20 protein-coding genes are annotated in these 20,281 nt (G+C 42.7%); 10 read left to right on the top strand and 10 right to left on the bottom strand.

The genetic code is table 11. The features are described 5' to 3' along the window. The first annotated feature begins 425 nt into the window (after positions 1-425). Complete coding sequence (locus HYU97_00975; GenBank protein MBI2335327.1) at positions 426-881, top strand: hypothetical protein; 456 nt, start codon at positions 426-428, stop codon at positions 879-881. Here HYU97_00975 and HYU97_00970 read toward each other — a convergent pair. Next, on the bottom strand, positions 878-2,122 hold the full coding sequence (locus HYU97_00970; GenBank protein ID MBI2335326.1) for a hypothetical protein: 1,245 nt from the start codon (positions 2,120-2,122) through the stop codon (positions 878-880). The two genes, HYU97_00975 and HYU97_00970, sit on opposite strands and share 4 nt — an antisense overlap. A 198-nt stretch (positions 2,123-2,320) precedes the next feature. Between HYU97_00970 and HYU97_00965 the strand changes: the two genes are divergently transcribed. Beyond that, positions 2,321-3,526 carry an LL-diaminopimelate aminotransferase gene (locus HYU97_00965; GenBank protein ID MBI2335325.1) on the top strand — a complete coding sequence of 402 codons (1,206 nt, stop codon included), beginning with the start codon at positions 2,321-2,323 and terminating at the stop codon, positions 3,524-3,526. Here HYU97_00965 and HYU97_00960 read toward each other — a convergent pair. Both HYU97_00960 and HYU97_00955 read right to left on the bottom strand, forming a co-directional pair. After that, positions 3,498-4,145 carry a hypothetical protein gene (locus HYU97_00960; protein MBI2335324.1) on the bottom strand — a complete coding sequence of 216 codons (648 nt, stop codon included), beginning with the start codon at positions 4,143-4,145 and terminating at the stop codon, positions 3,498-3,500. The two genes, HYU97_00965 and HYU97_00960, sit on opposite strands and share 29 nt — an antisense overlap. Continuing rightward, positions 4,126-4,500 (bottom strand): type II toxin-antitoxin system Phd/YefM family antitoxin, encoded by a 375-nt coding sequence (locus HYU97_00955; GenBank protein ID MBI2335323.1) that lies wholly within the window; start codon positions 4,498-4,500, stop codon positions 4,126-4,128. Before HYU97_00955 ends, HYU97_00960 begins: the two co-directional genes overlap by 20 nt. 185 nt (positions 4,501-4,685) lie before the next feature. On the opposite strand from HYU97_00955, the gene HYU97_00950 reads away from it, so the two are divergent. From HYU97_00950 to HYU97_00940, 3 genes are all read left to right on the top strand, one after another. Further along, positions 4,686-5,759 carry a hypothetical protein gene (locus tag HYU97_00950; GenBank protein MBI2335322.1) on the top strand — a complete coding sequence of 358 codons (1,074 nt, stop codon included), beginning with the start codon at positions 4,686-4,688 and terminating at the stop codon, positions 5,757-5,759. Between the two features lie 17 nt (positions 5,760-5,776). Further along, positions 5,777-7,093: a hypothetical protein gene (locus HYU97_00945; protein MBI2335321.1), complete on the top strand. Its 1,317-nt coding sequence runs from the start codon at positions 5,777-5,779 to the stop codon at positions 7,091-7,093. A 230-nt stretch (positions 7,094-7,323) separates the two neighbouring features. Next, positions 7,324-8,127 (top strand): ferredoxin--NADP reductase, encoded by an 804-nt coding sequence (locus tag HYU97_00940; GenBank protein MBI2335320.1) that lies wholly within the window; start codon positions 7,324-7,326, stop codon positions 8,125-8,127. An 85-nt stretch (positions 8,128-8,212) separates the two neighbouring features. On the opposite strand, the gene HYU97_00935 is transcribed toward HYU97_00940, so the two are convergent. After that, positions 8,213-9,397, bottom strand: a complete 1,185-nt coding sequence (locus HYU97_00935; protein ID MBI2335319.1) for a M48 family metallopeptidase — start codon at positions 9,395-9,397, stop codon at positions 8,213-8,215. Between the two features lie 223 nt (positions 9,398-9,620). On the opposite strand from HYU97_00935, the gene HYU97_00930 reads away from it, so the two are divergent. Next, positions 9,621-10,112, top strand: coding sequence for a hypothetical protein (locus tag HYU97_00930; protein ID MBI2335318.1), 492 nt, complete (start codon positions 9,621-9,623; stop codon positions 10,110-10,112). After that, the gene (locus tag HYU97_00925) at positions 10,113-10,631 is read left to right on the top strand and encodes a hypothetical protein (GenBank protein MBI2335317.1); all 519 of its coding nucleotides are present in this window, start codon (positions 10,113-10,115) and stop codon (positions 10,629-10,631) included. 81 nt (positions 10,632-10,712) lie between these two features. Here the strand turns inward: HYU97_00925 and HYU97_00920 are convergent, their stop codons facing one another. After that, on the bottom strand, positions 10,713-11,084 hold the full coding sequence (locus HYU97_00920; GenBank protein MBI2335316.1) for a nucleotidyltransferase substrate binding protein: 372 nt from the start codon (positions 11,082-11,084) through the stop codon (positions 10,713-10,715). After that, positions 11,056-11,643, bottom strand: a complete 588-nt coding sequence (locus tag HYU97_00915; protein MBI2335315.1) for a nucleotidyltransferase domain-containing protein — start codon at positions 11,641-11,643, stop codon at positions 11,056-11,058. The genes HYU97_00920 and HYU97_00915 overlap by 29 nt, the downstream gene beginning before the upstream one ends. Before the next feature lie 157 nt (positions 11,644-11,800). Here HYU97_00915 and HYU97_00910 point away from each other — a divergent pair, with 157 nt between their 5' ends. After that, complete coding sequence (locus HYU97_00910) at positions 11,801-12,211, top strand: hypothetical protein (GenBank protein ID MBI2335314.1); 411 nt, start codon at positions 11,801-11,803, stop codon at positions 12,209-12,211. Between the two features lie 84 nt (positions 12,212-12,295). Here the strand turns inward: HYU97_00910 and HYU97_00905 are convergent, their stop codons facing one another. Continuing rightward, positions 12,296-12,766, bottom strand: a complete 471-nt coding sequence (locus HYU97_00905) for a hypothetical protein (GenBank protein MBI2335313.1) — start codon at positions 12,764-12,766, stop codon at positions 12,296-12,298. Positions 12,767-12,857: 91 nt separating this feature from the next. Continuing rightward, on the bottom strand, positions 12,858-15,500 hold the full coding sequence (gene acnA, locus HYU97_00900) for an aconitate hydratase AcnA (protein MBI2335312.1): 2,643 nt from the start codon (positions 15,498-15,500) through the stop codon (positions 12,858-12,860). 408 nt (positions 15,501-15,908) lie between these two features. Between acnA and HYU97_00895 the strand changes: the two genes are divergently transcribed. Continuing rightward, the gene (locus HYU97_00895; protein ID MBI2335311.1) at positions 15,909-16,415 is read left to right on the top strand and encodes a YjbQ family protein; all 507 of its coding nucleotides are present in this window, start codon (positions 15,909-15,911) and stop codon (positions 16,413-16,415) included. Further along, entirely contained in the window at positions 16,408-17,301 is an 894-nt protein-coding gene (locus HYU97_00890) for an RsmB/NOP family class I SAM-dependent RNA methyltransferase (protein ID MBI2335310.1), read from the top strand. The genes HYU97_00895 and HYU97_00890 overlap by 8 nt, the downstream gene beginning before the upstream one ends. A 219-nt stretch (positions 17,302-17,520) precedes the next feature. Here HYU97_00890 and clpA read toward each other — a convergent pair whose 3' ends face one another. Beyond that, complete coding sequence (clpA, locus tag HYU97_00885; protein MBI2335309.1) at positions 17,521-19,779, bottom strand: ATP-dependent Clp protease ATP-binding subunit ClpA; 2,259 nt, start codon at positions 19,777-19,779, stop codon at positions 17,521-17,523. Continuing rightward, on the bottom strand, positions 19,776-20,099 hold the full coding sequence (gene clpS, locus HYU97_00880; GenBank protein ID MBI2335308.1) for an ATP-dependent Clp protease adapter ClpS: 324 nt from the start codon (positions 20,097-20,099) through the stop codon (positions 19,776-19,778). Before clpS ends, clpA begins: the two co-directional genes overlap by 4 nt. Positions 20,100-20,281 lie beyond the last annotated feature (182 nt).

The following is a 20,281-nucleotide window of genomic DNA, read 5'->3' as shown; positions in this document are numbered from 1 at the left end:
GTGCCTCAATCTTCCCCTGCCAATGCCGCTCCCTCGCCTCACGCTTATTGATGTCTGCCATTCATCACCTCCTGGTTATGGCAGATCTTTTATATCATTTCCTTACCGCTTGTAAGATGGACTTGCTTGATCGCTTACTTCCATTCCACATATATCCCCCTTTGATTAGGTTTAAAGTTACGTTGCCATGAGTCTCTAAAAGACCCCACAGTATGTCAGATTATCTTGAGTCGTCTGGGGTGGAGTTGAGTGAGCTAGGCTAAAAAGTACAAAATGTGTATACGGTAAGTATACGCATTCGCAACCGGTGAATTCAATTAGGGCGCCCTCTGTTAAAGGCTGGCTGAGCTTTTTAATTTCTTAGAAACTAAACATATAAGACTTGTAGTAAAACAGGCAAATCTTGTAAGTTCCTAATCAACCTGATGAGATCCATTAATTTCTATCTATGGATTCGTTTGTTGTTGTTCGTGTGCGCTTTTGTAACTTGCCAATCAAAGATTCCCGCAAAGAATAACCAAAATTATAGTGGAAATTATCAAAGCATGATCGATGGCTCGAAGGCAACTTTAGGATTATCCAAAAATGGCCGTGACACCTATTTCTTTTTGATTGATTCTTTTATCAAACTGGATCCGAATTCTCCCGGCTATTCATGTAATCTTACCGGCACCATTCGAGTCTCGAATGGAGAGGCTAGTTGGGTGGCAAAAGAAAAAGGTTCTGACATCCACTGCCGCCTTCGGTTTCTGTTTAAAAAAAATCATATTGAAGTTATGGAAGTGAAGCCATCTCAATCATTCACTGGACTTACTTGCCGATATTACTGTGGCCAAGCGGCTTCTTTTATTGGCACTTATCAGAAGTTACCTTATTATTAAAGCCGGGCGAAGCAGCGTTGGTTAAAATCGGTCGAAAATTCAGCGGTAGTTTGATGAGTTAAGGCAGGAAAGACCCGTTGCCAGAGGGTGAGCGGTTCCATGCACAGGTAATGGGGAATAGTTTCAATCCAATCTTTCATGCCAGTAAGAATGGCGCGGTAGAGGGCGAGCCGAATGGGTTCGGGGTAAGTCCATTTTTGATCGCCGGTGGGAACAAAGGCTGTTTTAAGTAATTGAGTATGGCGCACTTTTTGACGCACGGTCTTTAATTGAGATTTGGTAAAACTTAAAGTCCCAAAACTGACAAACGCAATTTCATGTGGCTGAAAAGATACCGCCATTTGTTTGCCCAATGCTTCATATTCTTGGATGGCCCGATCAAAATTTAAAAGAGGATGAAAATGAAATCCGATTTTAATGTTAAGATCAGCTACTTGGCGGGCAGCCCTCAGGCGCGCATTTAAAGAGGGTGTGGCGGCTTCTTCATTATCAATCACCACTTGTGGGTTAAGGCTCCAACTCACCATCAGATTTCTTGGGATGCGATGGCTGTTTTCCATCAGCCACGAGGTGTTGATCGATTTGGTTTTTAATTCAAGCAAAGTATTGGGGTGTGTTTTTGCAAAACCACTCAAATGTTCAAGTAGCCCATTGCGATTGCCCCACAGCAGTGAATCAGAATATTCACCGGTGGTGATGCGGTAAAATTGGTTAGGCTCAAGATGAATGGAATTTAAACGTTCTAAAATATTATCGGCAATCTGGATTGTTTTTTCAGGGTAAAGATCTTGCAGTGCACAATAAGAGCAACCTAGGTTACAATTTTCTACCAAATTAATGTTGTGCAGCCCACAGCAGAGCCAATCGCTGCTTTCCGTGGGGCACAAGGTGAAAGGTGCTGAAGTGAGCGTGCTATTTGTAATCTCAAAATGTTGCTTTGGCAAAGGGCGTTCTGAAATAGGGGAGTAGTTAGGCGGTTGGGTTTTGGTTGACTCATAAAAAGTGCAAAAACTTTTCCAAAGTTGATCTCGGCTAGCAAAAGGCTCACTTGGCAAATACCAATTTTTATAAAGATCCTGTTTCCAATCCCGTAATTCCACCAAAGCTTCGCTAATTTTTTTAGTTTGTTGAAAGGTAAGGCGGTATTTTTCAAATAGGTCTTGCAGAAATCCCATATCCCCCTGGGGTAGGGTATCTTTTAAAGGTTTGATAGCCGTTGCAAATTTTTCTTCTTGGTTCATATAATAACTTGGATTTTGGGGGACCTCTAAAAAGGGTCCAGATGCAAGGCGCCCGCAAAGGCGCGACCGGAGCGTATATGGAAATACGTGAGGATCGCGTCTTTGTGGGCAACGCGGCAGATGGGCCCTTTTTAGAGGTCCCCCTCTATCTTTTAAATTTTCTTGCAGTCTCTGATCAATTAGCTAGTTTAGTCAACTATGGTTCTTATTAATGAACATTATCTCAAGCTAAAAGCCGGCTATTTATTCCCTGAAATTGGGCGACGGGTACGGGAATTTCAGCAGAAAAATCCCAAGGCTAAAATCATTCGCCTAGGGATTGGTGATGTGACTTTGCCATTGCCTAAGGCTGTGGTTGAGGCATTTCATCAGGGGGTTGATGAAATGGGGGCGCCGGAAACATTCCGTGGCTATGGGCCTGAGCAAGGCTATCCTTTTTTAGCTCAAACGATTTTAGAACACGATTATCGTGCCCGCGGGATTTCGTTAGAATGCGATGAAATTTTTATTTCCGATGGTTCAAAGTGCGACACGGGTAATATCCAAGAAATCTTTGGTTTAAAAAATAAAATTGCGGTGAGTGACCCCGTTTATCCCGTATATGTCGATACCAACATTATGGCGGGCCGGAGCGAGCAGTTAGTCTACATGCCGTGTACCGAAGAAAATCATTTTGTTCCCGATCTACCCCATCAAAAGGTCGATCTCATTTATTTGTGTTTTCCAAACAACCCAACCGGTGCGGTGGCCAGCCGAGCCATGTTGCAAAAATGGGTCGATTATGCCTTGGCCAATGAGTCGATCCTTCTCTTTGATGCGGCTTATGAAGCCTTTATTACCGACCCGGCACTACCCCATTCCATTTATGAGATCCCCAAAGCCAAAAAGGTGGCTATCGAGTTTCGCAGTTTTTCTAAAACGGCCGGGTTTACGGGCACGCGTTGTGCCTTTACCATTGTACCCAAAGAATTGATGGGCAAAGACACTCAAGGTAATCCCGTTGCCATCAACCCCTTATGGCTACGCCGTCAAACCACCAAATTTAATGGGGTATCTTATCCGGTGCAAAAAGCGGCGTCGGCCTGTTATTCCGAAGCCGGCCAAAAACAGATTCGAGAACTTATTCAATATTATATGGAAAATGCCCGAATGCTTCGCCATAGCCTCGAAAATTTAGGCTATAAAGTTTTTGGCGGAGTCAATGCCCCCTATATTTGGCTGCAAACCCCTGGCAAAAAAGATTCTTGGGAATTCTTTGACCAACTTTTAACCCAAGCTCACGTTGTGGGTACCCCCGGCTCAGGCTTTGGTAGCGCCGGCCAAGGCTATTTTCGCCTCTCCGCCTTTGGTTCGCGAGCCAACGTAGAAGAAGCCATTACCCGTTTTTCTTTGTTGTCTCTTTGATTTTAACCATGGCCTTCTGTAAGTTTTTGAGCAATTGTTCAGCCATTTCGGGCGCTAACTTTTTCCGAATAACGATTTCTTGGATTTTGCATAAGCCTTCATAGGCATCCGCTACCTGTTCTAAGGTGGCTCGTTTTTTTAGGCGAGCTTGATCAAGGGTTTCTGCTTCCATTAATAATAAAGCATTGATGCCATCAATTTCTGAATTCCAGAATTTATAGGAGCAAAGTCGATCAACAATTAAATCTTCGATAGAAATGATCTTTAATTCAACTTGATTAATCTTAATGCTGTTAAATCGTTCTTCTGTTTTTAAATGAGTTGAGGGGAATTCAACGTAAACCTTAAGGGATTCGCTAAAAAAATCTTTGCCAAATTTTTCAAACCCAAGTGCTTTCATGGCTTGTTCAAGGGCTGGCCCGCCAGGGGTCACCATATCAATGTCAGCTGTTGAGTAACCCCCTTGGGTATAAAACTCTACTGCAGCTCCACCCACCAAAATGGGGTCTTGGCCGATCTGGCGTAAGGCCTCTGCAATAATGGAAGCGATGAGAATATTTCGTTCACTGTCCTTAGTGGATTTAGCTATCGCCCTAATTTCATTTTGAAGGTCTTTCAAAAGATTTCACCTTTTTTTGTTTATAAGTCTTTTGACCTTTGCGAGACAAATGAGAGGTATCAAACAGTTGTTTGATAGATTCAGAGATTCTTTTGCGATTGGGTCGTTCTTTTTTCCAATCATTGAAATCAATCATTTTCAGGGGAGTTGTCTGCCCACATTCAGGCTCGAGTTTTTGCAAAATTTCGAGAAAATCTTGATAAGCCAAGATAACGGCTTTAGGTCGACCATTGCTGGTAATGGCTATCTTTTTTCCTTCTAAAACTACTTTACGCACTTGTGCAGAGAGAGTTGCTTTGACTTCGCTCAACGGCAGAAATTCAGTGGAAGAAAGCGCGTTGAGGTCTTTATTCATAGTCTTGATTATAGTCATAAATAAGACTATTATCAAGACTATTTTATTACACCCAACATTCGGCCATGCAAAGCTTTCCTGCTTATCTTCATCGTTTAAGTTTAACCTGTTAATTTTGTTCGCCTTTATTTTTAAAACCCGGCATAATGCTGGTTAACGTCTAAGACTTAGCAAGGGGGAACATTATGTCATTAACCGGGATTCGTTCGCTTAAATCGGCCGTGCGTGGCATTGGCCCTATGGTAGGGGGTGTGGGTGCAATTGGCGGGTTCATTTCGGATGTCATCAAGCCAGTCTTTGCCTTGGCGCCTTTTCTTTTCTTCCTTTGTATTATGATTGCCCTCGTCATTTATGCCATTCCATTTCGCCGAAAAATCAAAGCCGTGGGATTGCAAGAAGCCTTTGCCAGCCCCTTAGGGGGCGGTTTTTTGGTGGCCTGTGGGTTTATTATAGCTTTTGGTATTCTTTCGATTCTTTATTTACAATCCCCACCCGAGGGTTTTGCCGCCAACGAATTTGAGGCCATTCGTCATATCCAAAAATCGATGTTGGGAATTGAGCAAGATTTAAATAAAATTAAGCAAGATGTTCAAACCACCGCGACTCGTTTAAAAAATGTTCGGGAGCGAATTCAGGCTTTATCCAAACAAGGTGGCTTAATCAGTCAGCCTAATTCCGATGCCGATTTTTATCATAACGCAAAAATCCATGAGTTAAACGGTCACATGGAAATGGCCCGGCAAAGTTACGAAAAATTTATCGAGATGCAACCGAGCTTTGTGGATGTACACGAAAGTTACCAAAGTATTATCAACAATACCGAAGGTAAAAATGCCACCGCAGGGGTTTATCAAAAACTAAAAGAAAAATTTTCTACTCATCCCACCATCCTCATGATGCAGGCCAAGACTTTATCCACCCGAGTAGAACAATTGAATGAATTAAAAAAATTGATCGCCCAGTTTCCTGATTATCCGCCGGTCTATTTTGAATTTGTGAGTGTGATGGTTGAGCCAGGTTATGGGGCGCTTTCTAAAGAAGAAACTGCAAGCTATGCCAAGGCGCTGGCCCGTTGGCAATATTTGTTAGATCAAGGCAAATATCAGCCCTTCTTTATCGATTTAAGAATTATCGATCGTAAAAAAGAAAAGGCCCAAGAGGCCCAAACCATGTGGAATAATTTTGGCAATCTTTATCAACCCGAATCCGTAGCGGGTGAACTTGCTGCCATTCAAAAGGGTGGTATTCCTAAATTATAAATTTTGAGGGGATGATTATGGCGATCAAAGAAAAATATCCATTTTTAGCTGAGGCGTTTCGTAAAGCCCTGCCAATTATTACTATCATTGGTTTGGTGGCAGGGCTGATTATCGATGTCTTAAAACCCCTGGTAAATTTTGCACCTTACCTTTTGGTGATTTCGATCATTGCGGCGGTCATTTTAGCGATAGGTCCTTTTCGTAAAAAGTTGCAAGAGATGGGCTGGGAACAGGCGCTGTATACCAATCCGGGGCGATGGCAAATTTTCTCGGTGGGCAATGTTTTAGTGTGGGCCATTTTTACCGTGCTTTCGTTTGCAACCCCCAAAAATGGGCTGATGGGAAGTATGAGCGATACGATTAAATCTGTTCAAGTATCCGTATTGCATATTCGACAAAGCACGGATGCCATTAAAGAAGGCATGCAAGATGTTCAGCAAACTTTAGATGGCATTGACTCTGATCTTCAAGGTTCAGAGGGGGCCTTGATTACCAATCCTAAAACCAACGATGAATGGTATCACAACGCCCAGATTCACCAAATGAATGGAAATGCAAGTGAGGCGAAAAAGATTTTTGAAAAATTATTTTCTGAAAATTTTAGTTATGTTGATGCACATGAAAATTATTCTAGCTTACTCGTTAACTCAGAAGGGCGTGAAGCTGCCAAAACTGTTTATCAAGGATTGGTCAGCAAAAATCCTTCTGACCCAGGTTTAGCCATGGCCCTAGCCAAATTGGAAGCGACTCACGAAGAAAAATTAGCCGCATTAAAAAAAGTGATGGAGACACACCCTAATTTTGGCCCGGTTTATTTAGCCTTGGCCAAACAATATGAATCTGTGGGTTTGGGCCAGCTTTCTTCCCTTGAGGCCGGCCAAATAAAAATGCTCATCGAAAAGTTTGAAGAATTGGATGGCAAGGGTGAGTTTACCAAACATTTTATCGACAAATCAAAATTAGATGAAGGGCGAAAAATTATTGGCAAGCTCAAACAAACTTATACCATCTTTAAAAAAGATGCGGTGGCAGCCAATCAAGGTGGGGGTGGTATTAAAATTGAGGTAAGGCCTGGCCGCAAATCGGGTTTCACCTTCGTTCCACCCGAGGCCTTTTTCACCAAGATTTTATATAGCATCGATGACCCTAATAAATTTATCGAGACGGGTTATTTTGATTTTGAAAATCCCGTGACTAAACAAAAAATGGCCAAGACCATGATTCAAGATGTAGAAGTGGGGCCTGGGCAACACACGGTGTATGTGAAATACTTGGATTTGCGCGGTAATGAGTCACCGGTGAGCAAGCAAGAATTTACTGTGGGGGACCTCTAAAAACGACCCATCTGTCGCGTTGCCCGCAAAGCCGCGATCCTCACGTATTTCCATATACGCTCCGGTCGCGTCTTTGCGGGCGCCTTGCATCTGGGCCCTTTTTAGAGGTCCCCCCAAATCCAAGTTATTAGAGGCGCCCTGTGGAATAGCCATAAACCCTTACCTCCTACCTGATGAGGATCAGTCATTTTTTTCTTTGCAGGAATAAACAAGCACTGTAGGGAGCATGCATGGCTTTGGAATATAATTCCACTTTGATCAACCGTAAGACCCTTTATGAGGGCTTAGACATCCTTACGGTAAAGCCTGATTTTCCTTTAAACGCTTTTAAGGCCGGCCAATTTGCCACCCTAGGTTTATTAAGCCACGAGCCCGCTTTTTCAGGCACCACGCCGCCTTCCAGCCAAGATGCCAATAAAATGATTCGGCGTGCCTATTCGGTAGCCAGTTCTCCAAAAAATTTAGACAACTTAGAATTTTATATTGTGTTGGTTCCCGAAGGCGAACTAACGCCAAGGCTCTTTAATTTAAAAGTTGGGGCCAAACTTTGGATGGCCCCCAAAATTACCGGTAAATTTATTTTAGATGATTGCCCCGCAGATAAAGATGTTTTGATGATTGCAACGGGTACTGGGGTAGCACCTTATATGAGCATGATTCGAACCCATTTTAACTCTAACCAAAAACGCAAATTTATTGTGGTGCATGGGGTGCGTATTGCTGGCGATTTAGGCTATGATGAAGAATTAAAAAATTATGCCAGCCAAAATAAAAACTTTTTTTATTTGCCCATGGTTTCACGGCCCAAGGAAAGCCCCAATTGGAAAGGGATCGCCGGTCGTATCAACGATAATATTCGAGGCGGGATTTTAGAAAAAGAGTGTGGCGTGGTGTGGGATCCCAAAAAGATAGAAGTTTTTATGTGTGGTAATCCCGGGATGATCCAGGGGATTGTCGATGACCTTTCAAAGTACGGCTTTATTCTCGATCACGGCGCTGAGCGAGGCACCCTTCATAAAGAAGATTACTGGTAAACCGCCTTCCATAAATCGCCTATCTCTGCGTTGAAATAAATTTTCTGCGCTCAACGTACCATCAAAGTACGTCTCGCTTGAAAATTTATTTTCGCCTTGATCTAGGCGATTTCTGAAAGGCTATAGCCTCAGCACGTTCTAAGGTGGTGGGGTGGGAATAGTAAAAAAAACTATACCAAGGGTGGGGCGTTAAATTCGATAAATTATCTTTAGAGAGCTTGATCAAAGATTGGGTCATGCTTGCTTTGTCGGTCGTGACTTCTACAGAAAATTGATCGGCCTCGTATTCGTGTTTGCGCGAAATCCAATTTAAAAAAGGTTCAAAGGGAAAGGTTACGGCCGAATAAAAAAGACCGAACAATAAAAATCCTATGTGAATACTAGGGGCTGAAATCCCAAAAGATAGATAGAAAGGCGCATGGTGAAGCAGTAAGGCGAGCACGTAAAACCCAAGGAGTGAAGTGAGGCTCGATAAAATCAGCCCGTTGCGAATATGTTTTTTAATATTGTGGCCCATCTCGTGGGCCAACACGGCCACCAGTTCATCGGTGGTGAGTTGGGTCACTAAGGTATCAAATAAAACAATCCGACGAGTTTTACCTAAGCCTGCAAAGAAGGCATTAGAATGGCCCGAGCGCCTTGAGCCATCAATCGTGAAAATGCCTGACATTTTAAATTTAATTTTTTGGGCAATGGCAATAATTTTTTGTTTTAATTCTCCTTCGGCCAAGGGAGTGAATTTATAAAAAATAGGGGCCAACAAAACAGGAAATAATGCCGCCACCAAAAATTGAACAAACAAAATAGCCAGCCAACCCCATACCCACCAATAGGTGCCGGTGGTCTTAATCAACCACAAAATTAATAACAGCAGCGGAGCGCCAATGATTAAAGATAGGCCTAAGGTTTTAATTTGATCGATAATAAAGGTCTTGGCAGTCGTTTTATTAAAGCCAAAGCGTTCTTCTAAAACAAATTGGTGATAAATCGCAAAAGGGAGCCCCAAGGCATAAAAAACCCCAGCAAAGAAAAATAAATAGACCAGGCTATGCAAATAGCCGGAAAAATAATGCCCCAACCAAACATCAACTTTAGCAAAAATGCCGGTTAAGAGCAGGCCCCAAAGAATCAACGCATCAAAGGCACGGTGAGCCCATAGATAGTGAGTTTTAGCCCGGGTATACTCTTGCGTCTTTTGATAATTGGCTTCATCAATATAGGGCTTGAATAGAGGAGGGATTTGCCCTGCATGCTTTTTAAGCTGAGCCAAATTAAGTATATCCAGCCCATAAGAGCTGAAAAAATAAACCAAATAAAATGCTAAAAAAATCCAGAAAAAAGGCATCATTTGTGCGGGTCATGATTCCATATTTTGGGGGAGGCCACAAGGCTTATTGTAAGGAGTGGTTAATATTAAGTCATAGATGTCCTGACTTTAATGTCAATACATTAGTATTGACATATAAAAATAATCAACCTATATTAATCATGCGATGGAAACTAAAACTGCCCAGCTACAAATTCGAATAAGTCCACAGCAAAAAAGGGCTCTTAAAATTTTGGCAAGAAAGACCAACCTAGATATGTCGGAGTGGATTTTAACTAAAATTTTACCACCTCAAAAAGAAGTATTTCATTCGCTCGTAAGGCGCCTGGCCCATGGGCAAGAGCCTAGGTTTGTTTTAGCCGAACTCAATGAATTTTTAACCAAGCTTTCTGCCCAAGAATTTACGGGGGTGGTGGAAGATCCTCCTAGAATGATTGCAGATCCTTATTGGCTCAATTACCTGGCCGCTATGTTGGAATATGCTGCGCAGAAAAAGGGGATAGAACCACCACACTGGTTAAGTGAAATCCCTCCTTTGCTAAAGCCTGTCTTTGGTTCTGATCTTGAATCGTTACGACTTCATCTTTTGACTCAAGCACTGCCGAGCTTTCGTAGGCGCAATATCTTTATTGATGCAAGCCTGGGAGATCAAATTTAAATGCTATCAAAACGAGATATTGAACGACTATTTAAGTTGCTAAACGAAGAATTGAAAAATATTTCTATTCAAGGGGAGCTTTATTTAGTGGGTGGTGCAGTGATGTGTTTAGCTTTCAATGCCCGACCTTCTACTAAAGATATAGATGGTTACTTTCGGCCAGCTTCCAAAGTTCGAGAAGCGGCAAAAAGAGTCGCAACGAAGGCGGGTATTTCTGAAAATTGGCTCAATGACGGAGTTAAAGGTTATTTGAGTGAAAAAGGGGGTTTTTGTTCTTATCTTGCCTTAAGCCATTTGAAAGTTTTTGTGGCAAAGTCAGAATATTTACTGGCCATGAAATGTTTGGCCATGAGGATTGGCGAAGAATTTCATGATTTGGAAGATATCCGCTATTTATTAAGAAATCTTAATATTGAAACTTATCAACAAGCCTTAGCAGTTATTACCGAGTATTATTCCCAGGAACGCTTCCCTCAAAAAACCCTCTATGCCTTAGAAGAATTATTAGCTGGGAAATGATCACCATTCATCGGTAAATTTTCAGCGTGCCATTATTTCAAGGTGGTTTACAAATTGGGATAGGCTACAACTATAAATAGTTTATGTTTGGAAGACTTTTGCTTCTTTCATAAGCACTAGAAGATTTTTAGCCAATTCAATATATTCTTTTTCTGAAATCCCAAAGTAATCATGAACACTGTTATTTCGAGCATCAATGCACAGTAGCCAAACTTCAGGTTTATTAAGATAATTAAGCTTCGCAGCTTGTTTGATTGCCATTTTTGGAGAGGGTGCTTCTAGGCCTTCATCTTCAACGACTAGCTTTAATTCACGCCATGCATACTCCACGACAATTTCATAGGTTTTAACGACGGTCAAAAAATTGAGTTCATTCGAGTTTTGTTGATATTGCTTGAGAGCCGCTTCTAAATTTTTTTTAGCTTTAAGCAGCTTTTTCTTTTTCGATTCCATTAAATATTCCTTGCAGATAACTAAACCCTTCTAGGTTTCCTTCTAGATAGATAACATTATGTTGAATGCTTTCTAAAAACCAATGAGGTGCTTGATTAAGATTGATGAGATCAATCTGATAAACAAAATCTTCGCTCATCTCATCAAGAATCCCTTTAAGTTTTAAAAATTCTTTACCGGTTAAAGGTTGTGGATAGCGAAGCACACCAATATCCCAATCAGAATATTTTTTCATTTGTCCGGTCACTCGTGAACCCAATAAGACTAAAGTTATATTTTTATCTTCTTTCAGTAACCGAACAACAAAGGGGTAAATTAATTGAACGTTTTTAACTTTTGTAGAAATGCTAAATTGAGGGCTCATGAGATCGAGGGGATCAACTTTTAATTTGGCTGCAATTTTTGAAAAAGCCCGACAAAATAATTCTTTACCGCGAATGAGGTTTTGTAGCGTATTGCGGTGGATCTTAGCCTTGCGAGCAAAATCAGCCATGCCACGATAACCTTGTTGAGCCAGGTATTGCTTAAATTTTTTCAGGTCAAGGCTATATTTCATCATATAAACTTATTATAAAGCCTTATGAGTATTAAGTCAATTTTATAGGCATAATGACTATTTTTTTGCTTTACAATAGTTACTGTCAGATGTGCAAGGACAAAACTCCCCATTTTGAGCTGGTTTACAAATCTCAATTTTTTGATTAAATACCTCCGTCATGCAAAATGTCCAAAATACTTCGGTTCGGTTATTTCAAAGTGATTTTCTCGAGCGCTTTACCCATATGCACCCCTTGTTACCGTTGGCGCTATTTGGTCCGGTTGTGTTGCTAGCAGGAGTTCTAGGGTTTTCGGCCCATGTTTTAGGAGAAAATCTTTTTTATTTTGGCTTAGGGATGTTGTTTTGGAGTTTTACCGAATATTGCATCCATCGTTTGGTTTTTCATTATCGTCCCAAAACTCCATGGGGCAAACGAATCATGTTTTTATTTCATGAGGTTCATCATCGTTATCCCAACGATCAAACGCGTTTATTACTCTCCCCACTAATGTCGGTTCCATTGGCGGTGGTTTTTTATTATTTCTTCAAAGAGTGGGGTGATTATCACTTCGTGAAAGTTATCACCTAAAACACCACTTCCAAAACCCCAACACCCGCTTCGGCGTCAGCAGCCCTTTATGGGATGTTGTTTTTCAAACCTTCCGGGACTAATTCATTCCCAGGTTTCTCTAACTGCCTGTTGGATACGTAAACATGTCTTTACTGAAAATAGAGCCTGGGGTACGGCAAGTTGCCGATCATTCAATAGTTGGTTGCTATTCATCACTGAAACGCATTTAACATAGCTGCCCCGATTTTTATAATACAAGCCATAGTCTTTTATTTCTTCATCTCCTACTTTGCAAAATGGAACAACTCGTTCTTCAAGCTCTTCAGGGAGAACGCAATCTGAACCTCGATTGAGAATGGGTTGCCCAGCAACTTGGCGTACAATGGCCCGCCGAGGTACCACTCCCCCGGGATTGGAAGCGATAACTACATAAATAGGGCCATTCTCAGGCCAAATTTTTGGATTTACGATGTCTTGAGGTTGTGGATCACCCCTTTGCTCTTCTTCCGCCATCGAAACTACGCCGACCAAGACCAAAGAACAAAAAATGAAAAATAAAATGAATGTTTTCATAAATACCCCTTCATAAACAAACCCTTAGCAAGGGAAATTAACCCCTTTAGCCATTGTAGCTTTTCGCTCTTTGGTAAGTAAAGCAAATGTTTTACTTAGCCATTTGGCGTAAAACCGTATGTAAAATACCGCCATTTCGTAGATAATTGACTTCGACGGGGGTGTCGATTCGACATTTTACCTGAAAAGTTTTTTTCTCACCGCTTGGCTGCTGTGCAACGATGCTCAAATATTGGCCGGGGGTCACGGAATCATTTAGGTCAGGAATTGAGAGGATCTCTTCGCCCGTCAGATTCAAGGTCTTGCGACTTTCGCCCTCTCTAAATTGCAAGGGTAAGACACCCATGCCCACTAAGTTAGAACGATGAATCCGTTCAAAACTCTCGGCGATGACCGCCTTCACTCCCAGCAAAAAGACGCCCTTAGCTGCCCAATCGCGGCTAGAGCCCGTGCCATATTCTTTGCCCGCGATAATCACGAGAGGCGTTTGATCTTTTTGATAGCGTTCGCTTGCTTCATAAATCGATAAAGTTTCGCTGGTGGGGAAATATTTTGTAAAACCACCGGTAATGCCGGGAACAAGTTCGTTTTTAATCCGAATATTGGCCAAGGTACCGCGCATCATGACTTCGTGGTTGCCTCGTCTGGCACCATAACTATTCCAATCCGTCTTTTGCACGCCGTGCGCTAATAAATATTGAGCCGCCGGACTCCCTTCGGCAATGCTTCCAGCCGGAGAAATATGATCGGTAGTGACACTGTCCCCCAACATAGCTAGCACCCGTGCACCGCCTATGGGTTTGATGGGTTGAACCGACGCGGTTAGTTGATCAAAGAAAGTTGGTTTGCGAATGTAGGTGCTGTTTGACTGCCAAGTGTAGCGATCGCCTTTGGAAATTTTGATTTGATTCCATTGGTCATTACAATGAAAAACATTTTTGTATTCTTCTTGGTAAATTTTAGAAGTTACAAATTCGTTGAGGGTGGCCTGAATTTCTTGGGGGGTTGGCCACAGATCTTTTAAATAAACGTTTTTTCCCTTTTGGTCTTTACCCAAAGGTTCCAGGTCAAAATCAATATCGATCCTACCCGCTAATGCATAAGCCACAACTAAAGGTGGAGAGGCTAAATAATTAGCTTGCACCCAAGGGTGAATACGGCCTTCAAAATTGCGATTACCACTTAACACCCCAGCCACCACTAATTTGTTATCACGAATGGCCTTGCCCATGGCATCAGGCAGTGGGCCAGAATTACCAATGCAAGTGGTGCAACCATAACCCACCACTTGAAACCCTAATTGACCAAGCGGTTCGATAAGCCCCGATAATTCAAGGTAGCGAGTGACCACGCGCGAACCAGGGGCCAAACTTGTTTTTACAAAAGGAGGCACCTTCAAACCCAACGCCTGCGCTTTTTTTGCCAGTAGCCCAGCTCCAAGCATCACACTCGGATTGCTGGTGTTGGTGCAAGACGTGATGGCAGCAATCACTACATTGCCATGGCGCAACGGGGTGTTGGGTGGAAGCTCTTGAGAAACTTGGTAAGAATTTTTTAAGGCATCTAAAAAGCTAGCTTTGACTTTTTTGAGCGAGATGCGATCTTGCGGTCGCTTGGGGCCGGCCAGGCTTGGTTCAACCGTGGCAAGATTCAATTGCACCGTACTAGAAAAATGCGGGACCGGGGAATTTTCTTCGCGAAACATCCCTTGGGCTTTGAGATAAGCTTTGGTTAAGCTAATGAGTTCAGGTGAGCGGCCGGTGGTTTGCATGTAGCGCAAGGTTTCTTCGTCTACGGGGAAGAATCCCATGGTGGCGCCATACTCTGGGGCCATATTGGCAATCGTGGCACGATCGGCCAGGCTTAAGTTTTTTAAACCTTCTCCAAAAAATTCTACAAATTTTCCAACCACTCCATGTTGACGCAAAAGTTGGGTGATGGTGAGCACAAGATCGGTTGCGGTAGTCCCTACGGGTAGAACGCCTGCGAGCTCAACTCCCACCACTTCGGGGAGTAACATATAAATAGGTTGCCCCAACATCACAGCTTCTGCTTCAATCCCACCCACGCCCCAGGCCACAACCCCCAAACCGTTGATCATAGTAGTATGGCTGTCAGTGCCCACCAAACTGTCGGGGTAAACAATCGTTTTGCCATTTTCTTTTTTCTGAATCACCACCGAGGCTAGATATTCTAAATTGACTTGGTGAATAATCCCGGTGGCGGGAGGCACTACACGAAAATTTTGAAACGATTCTTGCCCCCATTTTAAAAATTCATAGCGCTCTTGATTGCGATTAAATTCAAGCTCGGTATTTTTTCCCAAGGCATCGCTACTGCCGGCAAAATCGACCTGCACGGAATGATCCACCACTAAATCTACGGGGATAAGTGGATTCACCTTTTTGGGGTCACCGCCCAATTTAGCAATAGAGTCGCGCATGGTGGCCAAGTCTACGACGGCAGGCACACCGGTAAAGTCTTGCATGACCACGCGAGCCGGTTGAAAAGGGATTTCAACTTGGGTCGGGCTGGTTGCGCGCCAGTTGGCGATGTTGTCAATGTCGATTTGGCGGATGGTAAAATTATCATACCTTCGTAGGGCAGCCTCTAATAAAACCTTGATGGAAATAGGGAGGTGCTCTAAGCCAGGTGGTAGTTTGTAGTAAAAGACCTTGCCTTGAGGAGTTGATAATTCGCAAAGGGAATGATTGTAATCTTGAGTCATGAACATCCTTTCTCGTAGGTCTTCTCTATTTACCATGATTCACATCAGTAAGTTTTTTACTTTTAACAACTTTTTATCAACTGTCAAATAAGCAGGGGGAATTTTGGCAGAGGGGAATGTTGAAAAATGTCATTCCCGCCCCTGCCTACGCAGGGGTAAACTCCGGCGGGAATCCAGAACTGTTTGAAATCACTGGATCCCTGCTTCCGCAGGGATGACAGAAAGTGCATTTTTCAACATTCCCCAGGGCGTACAATTTATACATCAAGTTACTTATGTAACTATTGATAATCCCTTGACAAAGGCAGGCTACTTAGCATTAGAAGGGTTCGTTATTTTAATCTTTATTTTCCCAAGCAGATGCGTTAAAGAGCGATCAATTTTCTACAGGCATGGGAAGGAGAGACTAAGCTTATGATCCAATTTAAAGAGTTAACCATCAAAACGACCGATAACAATCTCAGCAAGCTCGACCCTAAGTTGGCCGATTTTGTTGAACAATACGACTATTATCACATGGAAGATTTAACCACGCTTGCACAAAACTTTGTGAAAGAATCCCAACTGAAAAATGGTGTTTTTACCGCCCAAGTTTTGCATACCACCTGTGTGCTTTCGGTGAACGAACTCAACGAACCCATGTTGATGGGCGATGTTAATAACCATATGCGTGAGTTTGTCCCCAAGGTTAAAGATTATCTGCATAATTCCAAATTACGCACCGCCAATCGTTGCGAAGACGATCATAAGTGTGATCGTAATGCCGATGCCCATATTAAATCCTTTATGATTGGCAACACCTCTATTTCTTTATTGGTTCGCGAAGGCCAATTGGTGTTAGGGCAATGGCAACGCTTAGGCATGGTCGATTTTGATGGGCCCAGAACACGAAAAATTGTCTTCCAAATCATGGGTGAATAAAGCGGCCCTTTTTGATTATTATTCTCAGTGGTTTTCTCCCCCAATCCTTGCTGGTTTAATTGAATGCGAACATCGCTCGTTGCGATTTCATCAAATGCAGGGGGATCCTGAAGGCGAGACAATTAAACTAAAAGAACAAGGGGTGCAATTAGAACCCTTACCTTTTTACCCCCAGGCCTTTTGGGTTATTCATCCAAGCGATGTTAAGAAACTCGATCATCATAGTTCGGCTTATTATCTTCAAGACCCCTCTTCACTGTTGCCCGTATTAGCCTTGCAAGTTCAACCCGGCGAGCGAGTGCTCGATTTATGCGCTGCCCCTGGCGGCAAAAGCTTGTTCATGGCCGATCTCATGGCTTATCAGGGTACCTTATGGGCCAATGAAATCTCACCAGCGCGGTTTTTAAGGTTAAAACACAATTTTCAACGCTTCAAAGTGCCGCGTGATCAAGGGCAGTGGGAACTTAAACTCCTGCATCAAACCCCGCGCGATATCGCAGCCGAGCACCCTAATTCATTTGATAAAGTTTTATTGGATGTGCCTTGTTCGATGGAAGCCCATGTTTTACAAAATTCAGAAGAATTAAAAAAATGGAACCCCAGCCGTTCTCATTTATTGGCTAAACGGCAACGTAAAATTTTCAAAGCAGGTTTAGCTTGCACCAAACCCGGTGGAACCATTGTTTATTCCACTTGCAGCATTTCACCTTTGGAAAACGAAGCGAACATCGAATTTTTATTATCGAAATTCAAAAACGAAATTGAAATTGACGAAGCTTGCCCATTAAATATCGGTTGGAAACGCAAATACGGATATTTAGTCTTACCCAGCGAGCATCATATGGGGCCGATGTATTATTGTATCTTGAAGAAAAATAGTGCTTAAGGTCTGTGTTGTTGAAAACCTTTCAGCGCAGGAGGTCGGATCCTTCGCTAAGCCTCAGGACAGGCTCCGGAGGGCTAAAAAATTTTATTGTTTTTTTGAATTAGAGGATGACGAAGGAATACTCTAATTCAACCAAAAACAAAAAATTTTTTAGCCCGAGTAGGCCGACCGGGCGCGGGTTTGAAACAACACAGACCTTAAGCACTATTTTTCTTCTATTTATGCCTTTATTTCTTCAGGCTTTTTGGATTTGGCTTGGTACTGAAAATCGAGTTGATCATCTTTGCAGTCGAGTTCGACCACCCCGCCTTTTTCTAATTTTCCAAACAACACTTCATCAGCCAAGATTCTTGCAATTTTATCTTGAATAAGCTTTTCCATGGGCCGGGCCCCATTTTTTGGGTCGTAGCCATACTTGGCCAAATAATGACGTGCCGTATCGGTGATGGTGAGTAAAACCTTTTTTTCAGCCAATTGATTTTCGAGCCTTGCCATAAATTTGTCGACCACTTTTAAAATGGCCGTTTCATCGAGAGAATTAAAATGCACCGTAGCATCCAAGCGATTGCGAAATTCGGGGCTGAAAATTCGATCGATTTCTTGCTGCGGGGAGCCATACACGGTGGTTTGATGAATACCAATAGAGGGTCTTTGAATTTCCCGCGCCCCTGCATTGGTGGTCATAATTAAAATCACATTTTTAAAATCAGATTTACGACCGTTGTTGTCGGTAAGAGTGCCATAGTCCATCACTTGCAAGAGAATATTAAAAAGATCGGGATGAGCCTTTTCGATTTCGTCGAGTAATAAAACTGCATGGGGTGTTTTGTGAATGGCATCGGTCAAAAGGCCGCCTTGGTCAAAACCAACGTAGCCGGGCGGTGCGCCAATAAGCCGGCTCACCGTGTGTTTTTCCATATATTCACTCATGTCAAAACGAATAAACTCAATCCCCAACACGCGGGCCAATTCTTTAGCCAATTCGGTTTTGCCAACCCCAGTGGGCCCGGCAAAAAGAAAATTGCCAATCGGGCGGTTGTTATTGCCCAGCCCAGCGCGAGAAAGTTTAAGCGTACTAGCGACTTTTTCAATGGCTTGTTCTTGGCCAAACAAGGTTAATTTAATGTTAGATTCTAAATTTTTAAGTTGTTCCTTGTCAGAACTTGAAACCGTGCGCGGAGGAACACAGGCGATTTTCGCAACCATTTCTTCAATGTCTCTTACGGTTACTTGGCGAACCGTGGTATCGGTAGCATTCAAGCGCAACTGCGCGCCTACTTCATCGATCACGTCAATAGCTTTGTCGGGCAATTTCTTTTCATGAAGATATTTTGACGACAGATCGACCGCACTTTTGAGTGCTTCTGCGGGATATTCAACGTTATGAAATTTTTCAAATTGGGATTTGAGACCGATGATGATTTGATAAGTTTCTTCTAATGAAGGTTCATTAATATCAACCCTTTGAAAACGGCGAGCTAGCGCATGATCTTTTTCAAAATAATTGCGAAATTCTTTATAGGTCGTAGCGCCAATACAGCGTAAATCGCCCGCGTTAAGCGCAGGTTTCAGTAAATTGCTAGCATCGAGGGAGCCGCCCGTGGTGGCGCCAGCCCCAATCACGGTATGAATTTCATCAATAAATAAAACCGCATGCGGGTCGTTGCTTAATTTTTGTAATACCGATTTTAAACGCAGTTCAAAATCACCCCGAAATTTAGTGCCCGCTAATAATGCCCCCATATCGAGCGCATAAATCGTGAGGGCTCGAATCGGTTCTGGCACTTCTTTTTTTACAATTTTAAGCGCCAATCCTTCGACAATAGCGGTTTTGCCAACCCCGGCATCGCCCACCAGCAAAGGATTGTTTTTGCGGCGTCGGCACAAAATGTGAACGACTCGATCGAGTTCACGTTCCCGGCCAATGAGCGGGTCAATCTTGCCGCGCTTGGCCCGTTCATTGAGATTTAAAATAAAACCTTGCAGGTTGGTTTTAGAACTTTCACCTTCTTCTAAAGGAAGAGGTTCTTCAAAATTAGCGCTGGGGAGTTTGTGGATACCATGTGACAGATAGCTCACGATATCAATGCGAGTAATATCCTGTTTTTGTAAAAAGTAAGTGGCATAACTTTCTTTTTCATTAAAAAGTGCCACCAACACATGGGTGGGCAAGATTTCATTTTTGCCGGCGGCTTGCACATCAAAGGCCGCTCGCTGAATCACTCGTTGCACGGCTAAGGTGGTTGGGACTTTACCATCGGCTTTAGGATATTTGACTTCGGGCAGGGTATCAAAATGCGCTTCTAAATTACGCCGTAAGATTTGCAAATCTCCACCCAAGGCCTCGAGTGTTTTGCGCACTTCAGAATTTTGAATGAGGGCATAGAGAAGATGTTCTAAGGTGACATACTCATGGGTCAATTCCATGGTTTTAGAAAACGCGAAATTAAGACAGCTTTGTAATTCAGTACTAATCACGCAAGCTCCATAACACATTGTAACGGAAAACCCTCTTTGCGAGCAAGATGTATCACCGTTTGTACCTTGGTTTCAGCAATTTCTTTACTGTAAATACCACAAACTCCCATGCCCGACTGATGTACCTGCAGCATGAGTTGATGCGCTTCTTCTTTGGATTTTCCAAACACCGTTTCTAAAATATAAACCACAAAATCCATGGTGGTGTAGTCATCGTTAATGAGCATCACCCTATACATAGGGGGGCGACGGGTTTTGGTTTTTTTCTCCGTAAGAATCCCAGCGTCACCTTGGGTTTGGGGGCGATCTTCTTGTGCCATACTTAATAAAGTAATACCGATTGAGCAAAATGGAAAGAGGACTTTGTTCTCCATTGGGGGCTACCTTAGTGGGGGCCTGGGGCCCCAATAGACCCTAAAATTTTTAGGAACGTGGCCAAAAAGTTTTAGATTCTAAGCCCTTAACATTTGTATAAAATGTAGAATATTGGCACATTATATGC

This window comes from Deltaproteobacteria bacterium, from assembly GCA_016183235.1.
Classification (GTDB): domain Bacteria; phylum UBA10199; class UBA10199; order DSSB01; family JACPFA01; genus JACPFA01.
The sequence above is the reverse complement of the archived record's forward strand: the minus strand, read 5'-3'. Positions and strand labels throughout refer to the sequence as shown.

Bases quoted from the DNA above. Each gene is read 5' to 3' on its own strand.
- HYU97_00975 (MBI2335327.1), top strand. From the start codon at position 426: ATGAGATCCATTAATTTCTATCTATGGATTCGTTTGTTGTTGTTCGTG.
- HYU97_00970 (MBI2335326.1), bottom strand. From the start codon at position 2,122: ATGAACCAAGAAGAAAAATTTGCAACGGCTATCAAACCTTTAAAAGAT.
- HYU97_00965 (MBI2335325.1), top strand. From the start codon at position 2,321: ATGGTTCTTATTAATGAACATTATCTCAAGCTAAAAGCCGGCTATTTA.
- HYU97_00955 (MBI2335323.1), bottom strand. From the start codon at position 4,500: ATGAATAAAGACCTCAACGCGCTTTCTTCCACTGAATTTCTGCCGTTG.
- HYU97_00950 (MBI2335322.1), top strand. From the start codon at position 4,686: ATGTCATTAACCGGGATTCGTTCGCTTAAATCGGCCGTGCGTGGCATT.
- HYU97_00945 (MBI2335321.1), top strand. From the start codon at position 5,777: ATGGCGATCAAAGAAAAATATCCATTTTTAGCTGAGGCGTTTCGTAAA.
- HYU97_00940 (MBI2335320.1), top strand. From the start codon at position 7,324: ATGGCTTTGGAATATAATTCCACTTTGATCAACCGTAAGACCCTTTAT.
- HYU97_00930 (MBI2335318.1), top strand. From the start codon at position 9,621: ATGGAAACTAAAACTGCCCAGCTACAAATTCGAATAAGTCCACAGCAA.
- HYU97_00925 (MBI2335317.1), top strand. From the start codon at position 10,113: ATGCTATCAAAACGAGATATTGAACGACTATTTAAGTTGCTAAACGAA.
- HYU97_00920 (MBI2335316.1), bottom strand. From the start codon at position 11,084: ATGGAATCGAAAAAGAAAAAGCTGCTTAAAGCTAAAAAAAATTTAGAA.
- HYU97_00915 (MBI2335315.1), bottom strand. From the start codon at position 11,643: ATGATGAAATATAGCCTTGACCTGAAAAAATTTAAGCAATACCTGGCT.
- HYU97_00910 (MBI2335314.1), top strand. From the start codon at position 11,801: ATGCAAAATGTCCAAAATACTTCGGTTCGGTTATTTCAAAGTGATTTT.
- HYU97_00905 (MBI2335313.1), bottom strand. From the start codon at position 12,766: ATGAAAACATTCATTTTATTTTTCATTTTTTGTTCTTTGGTCTTGGTC.
- acnA (MBI2335312.1), bottom strand. From the start codon at position 15,500: ATGTTCATGACTCAAGATTACAATCATTCCCTTTGCGAATTATCAACT.
- HYU97_00895 (MBI2335311.1), top strand. From the start codon at position 15,909: ATGATCCAATTTAAAGAGTTAACCATCAAAACGACCGATAACAATCTC.
- clpS (MBI2335308.1), bottom strand. From the start codon at position 20,099: ATGGCACAAGAAGATCGCCCCCAAACCCAAGGTGACGCTGGGATTCTT.